The 14,844-nt window shown below is 59.5% G+C and carries 12 protein-coding genes; 2 read left to right on the forward strand and 10 right to left on the reverse strand.

Annotated features, from left to right (window positions below):
* Positions 1-8: 8 nt before the first annotated feature.
* The 7 genes from nqrF to HNR38_RS08470 all read right to left on the reverse strand — a co-directional run bounded on the left by nqrF (position 9) and on the right by HNR38_RS08470 (position 7,703).
* The gene (gene nqrF, locus HNR38_RS08440; protein ID WP_183702184.1) at positions 9-1,235 is read right to left on the reverse strand and encodes an NADH:ubiquinone reductase (Na(+)-transporting) subunit F; all 1,227 of its coding nucleotides are present in this window, start codon (positions 1,233-1,235) and stop codon (positions 9-11) included.
* A gap of 37 nt (positions 1,236-1,272) precedes the next feature.
* Positions 1,273-1,881, reverse strand: a complete 609-nt coding sequence (gene nqrE / locus HNR38_RS08445; RefSeq protein WP_183702187.1) for an NADH:ubiquinone reductase (Na(+)-transporting) subunit E — start codon at positions 1,879-1,881, stop codon at positions 1,273-1,275.
* Positions 1,881-2,546 (reverse strand): NADH:ubiquinone reductase (Na(+)-transporting) subunit D, encoded by a 666-nt coding sequence (locus HNR38_RS08450; RefSeq protein WP_183702190.1) that lies wholly within the window; start codon positions 2,544-2,546, stop codon positions 1,881-1,883. The genes nqrE and HNR38_RS08450 overlap by 1 nt, the downstream gene beginning before the upstream one ends.
* Before the next feature lie 2 nt (positions 2,547-2,548).
* Positions 2,549-3,352 (reverse strand): Na(+)-translocating NADH-quinone reductase subunit C, encoded by an 804-nt coding sequence (locus HNR38_RS08455; protein WP_183702192.1) that lies wholly within the window; start codon positions 3,350-3,352, stop codon positions 2,549-2,551.
* A complete protein-coding gene (locus HNR38_RS08460; protein ID WP_183702195.1) occupies positions 3,345-4,553 on the reverse strand; it encodes an NADH:ubiquinone reductase (Na(+)-transporting) subunit B in 1,209 nt (402 codons plus the stop codon). The genes HNR38_RS08455 and HNR38_RS08460 overlap by 8 nt, the downstream gene beginning before the upstream one ends.
* A gap of 5 nt (positions 4,554-4,558) precedes the next feature.
* Positions 4,559-5,905 carry a Na(+)-translocating NADH-quinone reductase subunit A gene (locus tag HNR38_RS08465; protein WP_183702198.1) on the reverse strand — a complete coding sequence of 449 codons (1,347 nt, stop codon included), beginning with the start codon at positions 5,903-5,905 and terminating at the stop codon, positions 4,559-4,561.
* A gap of 328 nt (positions 5,906-6,233) precedes the next feature.
* Positions 6,234-7,703, reverse strand: a complete 1,470-nt coding sequence (locus HNR38_RS08470; protein ID WP_183702201.1) for a glyceraldehyde-3-phosphate dehydrogenase — start codon at positions 7,701-7,703, stop codon at positions 6,234-6,236.
* A gap of 212 nt (positions 7,704-7,915) precedes the next feature.
* Between HNR38_RS08470 and mfd the strand changes: the two genes are divergently transcribed.
* A complete protein-coding gene (mfd, locus tag HNR38_RS08475) occupies positions 7,916-11,449 on the forward strand; it encodes a transcription-repair coupling factor (RefSeq protein WP_183702203.1) in 3,534 nt (1,177 codons plus the stop codon).
* Between the two features lie 30 nt (positions 11,450-11,479).
* A complete protein-coding gene (locus HNR38_RS08480) occupies positions 11,480-12,274 on the forward strand; it encodes a CsiV family protein (RefSeq protein WP_183702206.1) in 795 nt (264 codons plus the stop codon).
* Here the strand turns inward: HNR38_RS08480 and HNR38_RS08485 are convergent.
* The 3 genes from HNR38_RS08485 to HNR38_RS08495 are packed head-to-tail and all read right to left on the reverse strand — an operon-like array spanning position 12,261 to position 14,826.
* Complete coding sequence (locus HNR38_RS08485; RefSeq protein WP_183702209.1) at positions 12,261-13,049, reverse strand: S-methyl-5'-thioinosine phosphorylase; 789 nt, start codon at positions 13,047-13,049, stop codon at positions 12,261-12,263. The two genes, HNR38_RS08480 and HNR38_RS08485, sit on opposite strands and share 14 nt — an antisense overlap.
* Positions 13,046-14,302, reverse strand: coding sequence for a mechanosensitive ion channel family protein (locus HNR38_RS08490; RefSeq protein WP_183702212.1), 1,257 nt, complete (start codon positions 14,300-14,302; stop codon positions 13,046-13,048). The genes HNR38_RS08485 and HNR38_RS08490 overlap by 4 nt, the downstream gene beginning before the upstream one ends.
* Positions 14,303-14,325: 23 nt before the next feature.
* On the reverse strand, positions 14,326-14,826 hold the full coding sequence (locus HNR38_RS08495) for a L,D-transpeptidase family protein (RefSeq protein WP_183702215.1): 501 nt from the start codon (positions 14,824-14,826) through the stop codon (positions 14,326-14,328).
* Between the last annotated feature and the right edge of the window lie 18 nt (positions 14,827-14,844).

Genomic DNA, 14,844 nt, shown 5'->3' on the forward strand with positions numbered 1-14,844 from the left:
GGAGCTGATTAACCCCCGAAGTCGTCCAGCATGATGTTCTCGTCCTCAACACCAAGATCCTTGAGCATCTTGATGACGGACGCGTTCATGATGGGGGGCCCACACATGTAGTACTCGCAGTCTTCGGGCGCCGGATGGTCCTTCAGATACTTGTCATACAGCACGTTATGGATAAACCCGGTCGGGCCTTCCCAGTTGTCTTCCGGCAGCGCGTCAGACAGGGCCACATGCCATTCGAAGTTGTCGTTTTCCTCGGCCAGCGTGTCGAAATCTTCAACGTAGAACATCTCGCGGACGCTCCGGGCACCGTACCAGAAGCTGATCTTGCGGCTGGTGTTCAGACGCTTGAGCTGGTCAAAGATGTGGGAGCGCATGGGCGCCATGCCCGCACCACCGCCGATGAAGACCATTTCCGCATCGGTTTCCTTGGCGAAGAACTCACCGAACGGCCCCATCACGGTGACCTTGTCTCCCGGCTTCATATTAAAGACATAGGAGGACATGATGCCTGGTGGGTGATCGGTTCCCGGAGGCGGCGTGGCGATCCGGATGTTGAACTTCAGGACGCCTTTCTCCTCGGGATAGTTGGCCATGGAGTAAGCCCGGATGGTCTCCTCCCGGTTGACCGCCTTGTAGCGCCAGATGTCGTGCTTGTCCCAGTCCTCGTGGAACTCTTCCTCGATATCGAAATCCTTGAAATCGATCTCGTAGGGAGGGCACTCCAGCTGGACATAGCCACCGGCTCGGAAGTCCACTTCCTCGCCTTCCGGCAGTTTCAGGACCAGTTCCTTGATGAAAGTAGCGACGTTGTGGTTGGAGACCACCTCGCACTCCCACTTCTTCACACCGAAGAATTCTTCAGGTACTTCGATTTTCATGTCCTGCTTCACCGGAACCTGGCAGGACAGGCGCCAGCCTTCCTTCTCTTCCCGGTTGGTGAAGTGGGTCTTCTCGGTGGGCAGCATGGCACCACCGCCGTCGAACACCTTGCACTTGCACTGGGCACAGGTGCCGCCGCCGCCACAGGCGGAGGACAGGTAGATGCCGCTGTTGGCCAGCGTACCGAGCAGCTTGCCGCCGGCGCCGGTTTTGAGCGTATGCTCCGGGTCGTCGTTGATCTCGATGGTCACATCACCGGTGCTTACCAGCTTGGAGCGGGCCGCAAGAATCACTGCGACCAGTCCCAGCACGATAACGGTGAACATGACCACGCCAAGAATGATTTCTGTATTCATGGTCTCGCCTTTTCGTTAAACCGAATCACCGGGTGAATTACAGGGAGATACCGGAGAACGACATGAAGCCAAGCGACATCAGACCCACAGTAATGAAGGTGATGCCAAGGCCCCGAAGCCCTTCCGGAACATCGCTGTACTTGAGTTTCTCGCGGATACCCGCCAGCGCGATAATGGCCAGTGCCCAGCCCACGCCGGCACCGAAGCCATAAACCACACTTTCACTGAAGGTGTAGTCACGCTCAACCATGAACAGTGACGCACCCAGGATGGCGCAGTTCACGGTGATCAGTGGCAGGAACACACCCAGGGCGGCATAGAGCGCCGGGATGTATTTGTCCAGAACCATCTCCATGATCTGTACGATCGCCGCAATAACACCGATGTAGGTCAACAGGCCCAGGAAGCTCAGGTCCACATTCGGCAGGCCTGCCCAGTCCAGGGCGCCTTCGCGCAGGATGGTGTTATAGAGCAGGTTATTGACCGGAACGGTCACCGTCAGCACCACGACAACCGCGATACCCAGGCCGGTCGCCGCTTCAATCTTCTTGGAGATGGCGATGAACGTACACATCCCCAGGAAGAAGGCCAGCGCCATGTTTTCAACGAAAATAGCCTTCAGAATCAGACTGATATAATGTTCCATCAGAAGGCCTCCTTAACTTTGTGGGCAGACAGCGTGTAATCCGCCTCTTCCACCTGCTCTTTCTTCCAGGTACGCAGTCCCCAGATTGCCAGACCAATGATGAAGAATGCACTCGGCGGCAGCAGCAGCAGGCCGTTGGTCACGTACCAGCCGCCCTCGTTAACCGGGGTCAGCAGGGTGAAACCGAACAGCGAGCCGGCCCCCAGCAGCTCACGGAAGAAGGCCACAAACAGCAGGATCGCGGAGTAGCCCAGGCCATTACCGATGCCATCCAGGAAGCTCAGGAACGGCGGGTTGGTCATGGCAAAGCCTTCCGCGCGGCCCATGACGATACAGTTGGTGATGATCAGACCAACGAATACCGACAGCTGCTTGGAGATCTCATAGGCGTAGGCCTTGAGGATCTGGTCAACCACGATAACCAGGGAGGCGATGATGGTCATCTGCACGATGATCCGGATGCTGCCCGGAATCTGTGTGCGGACCAGGGAAACCGCCAGGTTGGAAAACGCGGTAACGGCGATAACGGCCAGACACATAACGATACTGACGCTCATGCTGGTGGTTACCGCCAGCGCCGAGCAGATCCCGAGAATCTGCAGGGCGATGGGGTTGTTGCTGAAGATTGGTTCGAAGAGAACCTGTTTGGCTGATGCACCTGCCATGATCAGACCTCCCCTTCACGAAGATTTTTCAGGAATGGAGCGAAGCCGCGCTCGCCCATCCAGTAATTGACCAGTTGCTGCACACCACGACTGGTGAGCGTAGCACCGGACAGAGCATCAATCTTGTGCTCTTTATTACGGGCATCGGGGCTGACGCCGCCTTTCACGAGCCGGATTTCCGGTTCGGAATAGTTGTCGTCGTAGACTTCCTTGCCATGCCACAGGGCTTTCCAGCGGGGGTTATCCACCTCACCGCCGAGACCCGGTGTTTCTGCGTGGGAATAGAAACCCAGCCCCTCAATGGTATTGAGGTCACCTTCCAAGGAGATGAAACCATACAGGGTGGACCACAGGCCATAGCCATGCACCGGCAGCACCACCCGCACCAGCTCACCGTCTTCGCTCAGGGTATAGACCTTGGCGACGTTAGGGCGACGCTTGATGCCGGCCTTGTCTTCAGAAGAAGGGATGTTGGTGGACATTTCCGGATCAGAGGCCGCCTTGTACATGTCGTACTTCATCGGGTCCTGCACACCCACCTGGGATGGCTCCACAAATGTCCCGGAGTCGAGGTCAACCAGGCGCACGTCGAAGCGCGCAAAGGTGTCCTCGATCTCTTGCGGGCTGGCGCCGGATTCCAGCATGCCCGCGGCAGAGAGAATGTTGGTCTTGATATCCAGATTCTGGTTCTGGATCTGCGCCGGCCGCAGCATGACAGCCGCAGTGGAAACCACTACCGAGAACACAATACTCAGCACCAGCGCAACCATAATGGTTCTGGAGACAGTATCTTTAGCTTTAGCCACGAGCAAGCCTCCGTTTGATGTTGGCCTGAACCACGTAGTGATCCATCAGCGGCGCGAACAGGTTGGCGAACAGGATTGCCAGCATGATGCCTTCCGGGAAGGCCGGGTTGATGACACGGATCAGCACGGTCATGACACCGACCAGGATGCCGAAGCACCAGCGACCGGTATTGGTCATGGCCGCAGACACCGGGTCCGTCGCCATGAACATCATGCCGAAGGCAAAGCCGCCCATCACCAGATGCCAGTGTGCCGGTACGGCAAACATCAGGTTGGTCTCGGAACCCACCACGTTCAGCAGCAGGGACATGGCGATCATGCCGATCATCACACCACCGACAATGCGGTAGGAGGCAATCTTCATGGCCAGCAGAATCAGACCGCCGATCAGGATCGCCAGGGTGGAGGTTTCACCCATGGAGCCCTGGATGGTGCCGACAAAGGCGTTCATCCAGCCGATGTTCTGTTCCAGCGCATCCAGGCCACCGGAGGCGGCCCAGCTCAGTGCCGTGGCACCACTGAAACCATCCACCGCGGTCCAGACCGTGTCACCGGAGATCTGGGCCGGGTAGGCAAAGTACAGGAAGGCACGACCGGTCAGCGCCGGGTTCAGGAAGTTCTTGCCGGTACCGCCGAACACTTCCTTGCCAATGACAACACCGAAGGTGATGCCTAGGGCCACCTGCCACAGCGGGATGGTCGGCGGGCAGATCAGTGCGAACAGCACGGAGGTTACAAAGAAGCCTTCGTTGACTTCGTGCTTGCGCACGGTGGCAAACAGCACTTCCCAGAAGCCGCCAACCACGAAGGTCACGAAGTAAATGGGCACAAAGTACGCCATACCGTAGACGAAGTTGTCCCACCAGCCGGCACTGGCACCAGTGACGGCAAGCGCCTGGATAAAGGCCGCGCGCAGGCCACCATCAGCGATCATCGCGTCGGGATTTGCCGCCAGAAAGCTGTTGGCCTGGTAACCGATGTTCCACATGCCGAAGAACATGGCCGGAAAGGTGCACAGCCAGACGGTGATCATGATGCGCTTGAGGTCAACGCCATCGCGCACATGGGCCGTGGTGGAGGTTACCTTGCCCGGCGTATAGAAGATTGTATCGACGGCTTCGTACAGGGCGTACCAGCGCTCGTACTTGCCACCTTTTTCAAAATGATGCTCGATTCCATCGAGAAACTGTCTGATTGCCATCGTCGTTAGCCCTCGATCTCGATTCGGGTCAGGTTCTCACGGAGAATCGGACCGTATTCATATTTGCCGGGGCACACGAAGGTGCACAGCGCCAGATCTTCTTCGTCCAGCTCCAGGGCACCGAGTTTCTGTGCCATTTCGGTATCACCCACAATCAGCGAGCGCAGCAGTTGCGTCGGCAGAATGTCCAGGGGCATCACCTGCTCATACGCACCGACCGGCACCATGGCCCGTTCACTGCCGTTGGTTGTGGTGGTGAAGTTGAACAGCTTGCTGCCCGCGAGCTTGGACAGATAGATGTTGAGTACCGAGAATTTGTTGGCGCCCGGCGACAGCCACCCCAGGAATTCACGCTTGGTGCCCTCTTCGAGCAGCGAGACCTGGTTGGCGAACCGGCCAAGATACGCACAGGGGCCATCACCACGACGACCACCGAATACGGAACCGGAAATGGCACGGACTTCACAGTCTGTGGCAGTTTCACCGTCCAGAAGTTCCTGAAGACTGGCACCCAGACGGGTACGAACCAGGCGAGGCTTGAGCGCTTTCGGTCCAGCGATGGCCACAATCCGCTCAACCGGAATCTCACCGGTCTCGAACAGTTTGCCGATATCGATCACGTCCTGATAGCTCAGGGACCAGACCGTCTTGCTCTGGGAGACCGGATCCAGATGGTGAATGTGGGTACCCACATTACCGGCCGGATGCACACCATCAAACTGCTGGACTTCAACCTGCTCACTGGCGGGTACGGCAACGTCGGAACCCGGTTTGCCGGTCACGAACACCTTGCCCTCGGTCAGGCGGGAAATGATGGTCAGGCCCTTCTCGAAAGCCTTGCTGTTCTCGGCAATGATCACCGTCGGGTCCGCTGCCAGCGGATTGGTATCCATCACGGAGACAAAGATGGAGTGCGGGGCCGAATCAATGGCCGGAACCTTGCTGTAGGGGCGCGTGCGGAACGCAGTCCACAGACCGGATTCAACCAGGTTGTCGACCACCTGCTGGCGCTCAAGGCCAGCCAGATCAGAGTCTTCGTAACGGGCAAAGGTTTCCGCGTCGTCGCCGTCAATTTCAATAACGATCGACTGGAATACCCGCCGCTCACCACGGTTGATCTCTTTCACCACACCGGCAGCCGGGGAGGTGTAACGAACGCCTTCGGTCTTCTTATCCGTAAACAGCAGCGATCCGCGCTTTACACGGTCTCCCTCTTTGACAACCATCGTCGGCTTCATGCCGTTGTAGTCAAAGCCGATCAACGCCACGTGGCGAATGGGCTTGCCATCGGTAATGGTCTGTTCGGGAGCGCCGCTGATGGGAAGATTCAGGCCTTTATTGATCTTGATCATTAGCCTCGTCCAATCATCAGAAACTAGCTGAGAATTTTAACGCCCGGTCCCAGCAGCCCAGGTTTTCCTGCCCGCGATCCATGCTGTCGGGAGAACTCCCCCTCAGATTCACAAATACCGGGGCAATTGCTGCCTGCGGCATCTGCAACAGGAAAAGATGGGAAACGGGGTGCCAGACATACCCAAAATCGCGCCAATTATAGAGATTAAGGAATACTATTTCCACCGAAAAGGGGAATGCAGGCGGCGGATTCCGGTCACAAAAAACCCCGGCAACGGGCGCTGCCGGGGTCTTCGTGGCGCCATGGCGCCACACACAACTAAGACTTTAGTCGCGTACGCGCTTGGGGAAGATCGGGTAGGTCACGCCGGCCATCTGGTTCACACACCGGATAACCTGGGCACTGTAACCGAACTCGTTGTCGTACCACACGTACAGGATCAGGCGTTTGCCACCGGCAATGGTCGCCTGGGCATCCACGATACCGGCATGACGGGACCCCACAAAGTCAGTCGAGACCACTTCCGGGGAATTGACGAAATCGATCTGCTTTTGCAGCTCGGAATGCAGCGCCATGTCTCGCAGGTATTCATTGACGCCCTCGACGTCCACCTCTTTGCCCAGATTGAGGTTCAGGATCGCCATGGACACGTTCGGCGTGGGCACCCGGATGGCATTACCGGTGAGCTTGCCTTTGAGCTCAGGCAGCGCCTTGGCAACGGCCTTGGCGGCACCGGTCTCGGTGATCACCATGTTCAGGGGCGCGCTACGACCACGACGACTGCCCTTGTGATAGTTGTCGATCAGATTCTGGTCATTGGTGTAGGAATGAACGGTCTCGACATGACCGTCTTCAATGCCGTATTCGTCATGAATGGCCTTGAGCACCGGCGTGATGGCGTTGGTGGTACAGGAGGCCGCCGACAGAATCCGGTCATTCTCGGTGATGTCACCATTGTTGATGCCGTAAACGATGTTCTTGATGTCACCCTTGCCCGGCGCGGTCAGGATCACACGGCTCACGCCCTTGGATTTCAGGTGCAGACCCAGGCCATCCTCGTCACGCCAGATCCCGGTGTTATCGACAACGATGGCGTTGTGGATGTCGTACTGGGTGTAATCCACCTGATCCGGGCCGTCGGAGTAGATCACCTTGATATAGTTGCCGTTGACGATCAGCGCGGAGTCTTCCTCATCCACGGTGATGGTGCCGTCAAACGGGCCGTGAATGGAGTCACGACGCAGCAGGCTGGCACGTTTTTCCAGATCGTTGTCCGCCTTGCCCTTGCGCACAACAATCGCCCGCAGGCGCAGGTTGTTACCGCCGCCGGCTTTCTCGATCAGGATACGGGCCAGCAGACGACCAATGCGGCCGAAACCGTACAGCACAACATCCTTGGTGTCGTTCTGGGCGTCTTCCTCAGACTGGGTCGCGTACTGGCCGACAATCGGGCCGATTTCCTGTTTCAGGAATTCGGTGAGATCACCGCCCTGCTCCTTGAACTTCACCGCCAGCTTGCCGATATCAACGTGACCGCGGCCCAGCTCCATCCGGTCCATGGCTTCCAGGATCGGCATGGTGTCGTGAACAGACAGCTCGCTGTCTTCAACCTGACGGACGAAGCGGTGAGCGCGGATAATGTCGATGACAGACTGATTGATGATCGAACGGCCGTAGATGGACGTAACCACATTGTTCTTGCGGTACAGGCGACCGATCACCGGAATCATGGCCTCGGCAGTGGACTCTCGCTCAGTCCAGTTGGACAGGTGCTGGTTGATCTGTTCGTGACTCACGGTTTGACCCTCGTATCACTGGAAATAATTTAGGGGCGCACATTATCCAACTTAAGAGCCCTGTGGACAACTCCTCAGCGGGCATCGAAGCGGATTTCCGCCCCCCGGTCACGCCTCGCCGCCTCTGGCAACTGTCATGACACTGACCGCCCCGGACGATAGAATACGCGCGCCCGGATCCCGACGCATTCAACCAGGAGAACTGCCACCCCATGAGCCATGGTTCTGCAAGCATTCCTTCCCGTGTACGACTGGTTGCCCCCGATGCACCCAACAAAGCCGCCGATCACCGGCAATGGGGACAGCTGCATGGCTGCAGCAACGCGCTGGCCATCTGCGAGAGCGCCCGGGAGCATGCGGGCCTGACGCTGGTGATCACCCGAAGCACCGATGAGGCCATTCGCCTGGAGCAGGCGATCCGCTTTTTCCTGGACCTCCCCGCCGAGGAAGACGGTGCCGCCATCAGTGAGGACGGGCTGGAACTGCTGTCACTGCCGGACTGGGAAACCCTGCCTTACGACCTGTTCTCACCACACCAGGACATCACCTCCCGGCGCTTGCGTACCCTGCACCGCCTGCCCTCGACCCAGCGCGGCATCCTGGTGGTTCCGGCCAGAACCCTGATGCACCGGCTGGCGCCGCCCAGTTACCTGCAGGGCAACACCCTCCTGCTGAAAACCGGCGAAAACCTGGACATCGAGGCCTGGCGCTACCAGTTGGAAGCTGCCGGCTATCACCATACCGAAAACGTCTACGAGCATGGCGAGTACGCCGTGCGCGGCTCCATCCTCGACATCTATCCCATGGGTTCGAACCTGCCCTACCGGATTGACCTGTTCGACGACGAGATTGAGACCCTCAGAACCTTTGACCCGGAAACCCAGCGCTCCATCGACCGCATCGAACAGATCGAACTGCTGCCCGCCAACGAATTCCCCTGGCACCAGCAGGCCCGCTCCGGTTTCCGTAACCGCTGGTTCGAGCATTTTCCGGACGCCGACAAGGATGCACCGGTCTACCAGGATGTCAGCAACGGCATCACACCGCCGGGCATCGAGTACTATCTGCCCCTGTTTTTCGAGCAGACGGCGACCCTGTTCGATTATCTGCCGAAACGCACCCTGGTGTTCACCGCCGACGGCCTCAACGATGCCGTTGAAGCCTTTGACGCCGAAACCCGGTCCCGCTACGAAGACCGCCGCCATGACCGCCTGCGCCCGATCCTGCCGCCAGGTGAGCTGTTCCTGAGACAGGACGAGGTGTTTGCGGCCCTCAAGGGTTACCCCCGGGTTACCACTTCTGCCGGACCCTGTGACGGCGCCGGCGCCGTCAACTGCGCGGCCGAACCGCTGCCGGACGTTGCCATGGATGGCCGGGCAGCCGACCCGGCCGCTCGCCTCCGGGCGTTCGTGGAACAGTTCCCGGGCCGCATCCTGATCTGCGCGGAGTCCTCCGGACGCCGGGAAGCGCTGATCGAGAACCTGTCCGAGAACCGCATCCACCCGGGTGCGACCACGGACTGGCAGAGTTTCATCAGTGCCGCCGAAGGCAACCTCGCGATTTCCATTGCCCCGATGGAACAGGGCATGGTGCTCAACGATCAGGGCATCGCCCTGATCACCGAGACCGCCCTGTTCGGCGAGCGGGTCATCCAGCGCCGGCGCCGGGACAAGGCAACGGAAACCGACGATGCCGGCTACCGGGACCTGTCCGAATTACGGGTCGGCGCGCCAGTGGTGCACATCGACCACGGCGTGGGCCGCTACAAGGGACTGGAAACCATTTCCGCCGGGGGCGAGTCCAACGAATTCCTGACCCTGGAGTATGCCGGCGGCTCCAAGCTTTATGTGCCGGTCTCCAGTCTGCACCTGATTTCGCGCTACGCCGGCACCGATGAGGAACACGCGCCCCTGCACAAGCTTGGCACCGAGCGCTGGAGCAACGCCAAACAGAAAGCACTCGAGAAGATCCGGGACACGGCCGCCGAACTGCTGGATGTCTATGCCCGCCGGGAAGCCCGCAAAGGCTTTCAGTTCGAGGACCCGAAAGAGGCGTACCGCGCCTTCGCCGCCGGCTTCCCGTTTGAGGAAACCCAGGACCAGCAGATGGCGATTCAGGCGGTGTTTGAGGACATGACCAGCGAGCAGCCCATGGACCGACTGGTCTGCGGCGACGTTGGTTTCGGCAAGACGGAGGTCGCGATGCGGGCGGCCTTCCTGGCCACCTGGTCGGGCAAGCAGGTGGCGGTGCTGGTACCCACCACCCTGCTGGCACAACAGCATTACGAGTCCTTCCGTGACCGCTTCTCCGATACCCCGGTCAGCGTTGAGCTGCTCAGCCGCTTCCGCAGTGGCAAGCAGACCAGCAAAGCCATGGAGGCCATCGAGGAAGGCAGGGCCGATATTGTCATCGGCACTCACAAGCTGCTTCAGGGCGGGGTGAAGTTCAAAAACCTGGGCCTGGTGATCATTGACGAAGAACACCGTTTCGGGGTCCAGCAAAAGGAAAAACTCAAGGCCCTGCGGGCGGAAGTGGACATGCTGACACTCACCGCCACGCCCATCCCCCGCACCCTGAACATGGCCATGGGCCACCTCCGGGATCTGTCCATCATTGCCACGCCCCCGGCTCGTCGTCTGTCGGTGAAAACCTTCGTGCGCCAGCGTGACGACATCATGGTCAAAGAGGCCATCCTGCGGGAGATTCTCCGGGGCGGCCAGGTGTACTTCCTGCACAACGACGTCGCCACCATCGAGAAAACCGCCGAGGATATCCGCCAACTGATTCCCGAAGCGCGGGTTGGGGTCGCCCATGGCCAGTTGCGCGAGCGCCAGCTCGAACAGATCATGTCGGATTTCTACCACAAGCGTTTCAATGTGCTGGTATGCAGCACCATTATCGAGACCGGCATCGACATTCCCAGCGCCAATACCATCATCATCGAGCGGGCGGACAAGTTCGGCCTGGCCCAGTTGCATCAGCTCCGGGGCCGTGTGGGCCGGTCTCACCACCAGGCCTATGCCTACCTGCTGACGCCGCCTCCGCGCTCAATCTCAGCGGACGCCAAAAAACGGCTGGATGCCATCTCCGAAGCCCAGGACCTCGGCGCCGGCTTCATGCTCGCCACCCATGACCTGGAAATCCGGGGCGCCGGGGAGCTGCTTGGCGAGGAACAGAGCGGGCAGATCGAAACCATTGGTTTCACGCTGTATATGCAGTTGCTCGAAGAGGCCGTCAAAGCCATACGGGAGGGTCGCACGCCGAACGCGGAACTGCCCCTGAGCCATGGCACGGAAATGAATCTGCGCATACCGGCGCTGATTCCCGATGATTACCTGCCGGATGTGCACAACCGCCTGCTGCTGTACAAGCGCATGGCCAGCGTGAAGAACGAAGACTCCCTGCGGGAGTTGCAGGTGGAAATGATCGACCGTTTCGGCCTGCTGCCAGCTCCGGCGAAAAACCTGGTCCGCCAGACCCGACTGCGGCTGAGGGCAGAGGCCCTGGGCATCACCAAGGTGGACGCAGGCCGGGACTGGGTCCGGCTGGAGTTCGGAGCAAGCACGCCGGTGGACCCGCTGACGCTGGTCAGGAAAGTCCAGTCCGCGCCCGACCGGTACGGACTGGAAGGCGCCAACAGCTTCCGGTTCCGGCTGAATGATGACTCAACCGATGGTAAACTCGATGCCATTGAAGCGATGCTCAGCGAGCTGAGCCCGGACCAATCCCAGTCCAGGGCGTCCTGAGCCAAACCGATCAACCCGGAGTGACATCTCTTGCAAGCCATCAATTCTGGTTACCTGTTGCGCCCGACTGCGCTTGCCAGCGCGGCCGCCCTGTTCCTGTCCCTGGCCGGTGCTTCCCAGGCACAGACAGCGGCGCCGGCGGAAGACATTCCGGATGATTATTACCGGGCGGAGCTGGTCATTCTCAAGCGCAAGGTGGCGCCCGAGGCAGTGGATGAGGTAATGGCCGGAAAAACCGTCGAGCCTACCCCACAGAGCCAGACAGCCCTGTCGGTGGTGGACAAAAATGGTCTTCGCCGCTCCGACCTGGATCTGGCGCCGGAAAACGAACTTCATCTCAAACCGGCGGCTGACCGCCTGACCCGCAGTGGCAATTACGAAGTTCTGGCAACGGCGGGATGGTACGAGGCTTTCCCCCCGGATTATCAGGGTGAACCTCTGCGGGTGGCGGTTGGCGACTGGTTGCCGGAAGCCGGGCAACGCGCCATTGAGGGCTACATCAGCATCGACCGCCGGCGCTACCTGCACGTGGGCGTTCATCTGAACCACTGGCAGTTGGCACCCGTCGACCAAATGTCCACCAGCGGCGAGCCGAACAACGAAGCAGGGACCGAAGGGGAACACCCGGCACAACAGGCCCAGACCGCCAACGATGGGAAAAGTGCAGAAGCTGTCACAGAAACCGGACTGGTCAGCCAGAAGCCAGCCCCACTGGAACTGGTCACCTGGATTCGCGAGACCCGGCGCATGCGCAGTGGCGAAGTCCACTTCATCGACTCCCCCACCCTGGGCGTTCTGGTTTATTTCGAGCCTATTGAGGAGTAGCCAGCGAAGAGAGCCGGCCAAGACTGGAGACGGATTCCCCGAGTATCCGTTTCACCCCGGTCATGCCCTGATCAATGGCCTGCTCAATCTCGGCCATGGTAATGATGTGATCTGACTTGCCAGCGGCCCAGTTCACCACCAGCCCAAGACAGACATAGCGGATGCCCAGTTCCGCCGCCAGACAGGCTTCGGGCATCCCGGTCATCCCCACCAGATCACAGCCATCCCGCTCCATACGACGGATCTCTGCGGCGGTTTCCAGTCTTGGCCCCTGGGTGGCGCCATAAACCCCGAAATCAGACACCGGCACACCCGCCGCCCTCGCCGCGTGCAGCAGCTGCTGACGGGCATCGCCGTCGTAGGGCCAGGTAAAATCGATATGGGTGGTGTGCGCCAGGTCGCCTTCAAAAAACGTACTGGCCCTGCCCCAGGTGTAGTCGATCAGTTGGTCCGGAATCACAATCCGGGCCGGCCCCATCTCCGGATGGATACCACCGACCGCGTTAACGCCCACAATCGTATGAACGCCGGCATCCCGCAGCGCCTGGATATTGGCCCGATAATTCACCTCATGGGGCGGAATCCGGTGGGGATTGCCATGGCGCGCCAGGAACACAACGGGTTGATCGCCCAGGCTGCCCTTAACCAGCCGGTCAGACGGCGGCCCCCAAGGCGTGGTCACTGACGCCTCACCGGTGATCTGAAGATTGCTCAGACTGGTCAGTCCGGTGCCACCGATAATGCCAACCGGCGCCCTGTTCATGCTGTCGGTCATTCCCCGTCTCCGGATTCCGAATCGGCTTCCCCATAACCCCGACCAACATCATGCTGCCCGGACCGGCCGGCACGGGATGACTGGCGGGCGGAGTCGGCACTGGAGCCATCGTCTTCTTCCCCGGATGCCTCTTCCGGGGCACTGCCACGGTCTACTCGAACCCCTTCCGGAAGATGCAGCGTCCGGGTCGGGAAGGCCACTTCCGCTCCCTGATTCTCGATGATGTCGCTGATCCTTAGCAAGACGTCTTCCTTGACCTCGTGAAAACGAACCCACTGGGTGGTTTTGGTGAAGGCATACACCATGATGTCCAGCGAGGAGGCATTGAACGCCAGGAAGTTGACGATCATGGTCTGATTGGTGTCGATATCGTCGTTGTTGTTCAGCATGTCCCGTATCTCGTCCACGATCTTCTTCATCTGGCGGACATCCGCGTAACGGATACCGATGGTTTCGTAGATACGGCGATTGGTCATGCGTGAAGGATTTTCCACCGAGATGGTGGTGAATGTCGCGTTCGGCACATACAGCGGACGCAGGTCAAACGTGCGGATGGTGGTCAGGCGCCAACCGATATGCTCGACCACCCCTTCGATATTGCGGTCCGGCGAGCGGACCCAGTCCCCCACCTTGAACGGCCTGTCCAGATGAATGATAAAACCGCCAAAAAAGTTGGCCAGCAGGTCCTTGGCGGCAAAACCGACCGCGATACCGCCGACACCACCGAAGGCAAGCACACCGGAAATACTGAACCCCAGTGTCTGGAGCGCAATCAGCACCGCCGTGATCAGGATCACCGCCCGCAGCAGTTTGCTGACGGCATTGACCGTGGTGTAGTCCATCGGCTTGCGCATTTTCATCGGCGATGTGAGTATGCGCTCGATCTGTTTCACCAGCCGGAACAGCGCCCACACCAGGGCCCAGACCACACCGATCTGGAGCATGGTTTCATTCGCCTTGAACACTTCGGCTTCCGAGAAGTGATGAGCCACTTCTGCGCCCCAGTAGACACCCTGCAACCAGACAAAAGCCACCAATGGCTGTCGGGCAGAGTGCAGAAGTGCGTCGTCCCAGAGGTTTCGCGTGTTGCGGAATTTCCGCTCCAGCACAAGAACCACACGGCTGATGATAAATGCCACCACCGCCGTCGCCAGCAGAATCAGAAAGATAATAATGCCGGCACGCCAGCCTTCGGAGAGCAGACCGTACTGTTCAATCCACCGGTTTATCGTGGGGAGTATCTGACCTTCCATCCCTGTCCTCTGGAGCTATCAGTTCATTCAATGATAACGGGCGTGCCTACATCCACCCGTTCGAAAAGATCCATGACATCGGTATTACGCATGCGAATACAGCCGTGGGAGCGAGGCTCGCCCATTGGCTCGCTGTCCGGTGTGCCATGAATGTATATGAAGCGCCGGAAGGTGTCGACGTCACCGCCGCGATTACGGCCGGACTCTTTGCCACACAGCCAGAGAATGCGGGAGAGTATCCAGTCACGACCCGGATGCTCATGGGCCAGGGAGGCGCTATAGATTTCACCGGTCGGACGCCGGCCGCGGTACACGGTATGAATGGGCTGGCCGGAACCGATCCGTGCCCGGATGTAGTGACGTCCAAGAGGGGTACAGCCACTGCCATTTTTTTCGCCCGTGCCGTTCAGGGCCGTGGACACCGGATAACGGGCCAGGGGCGCACCGGCGGCATCGGTCAGCTCCAGGGACTGATCGGCAATCCGGATGGTGATTGTTAGCCGGGCGGCTGAAGACTGGCTCAAAATGCATAACTCCCTGCT

Source organism: Marinobacter oulmenensis (assembly GCF_014201735.1).
Classification (GTDB): domain Bacteria; phylum Pseudomonadota; class Gammaproteobacteria; order Pseudomonadales; family Oleiphilaceae; genus Marinobacter; species Marinobacter oulmenensis.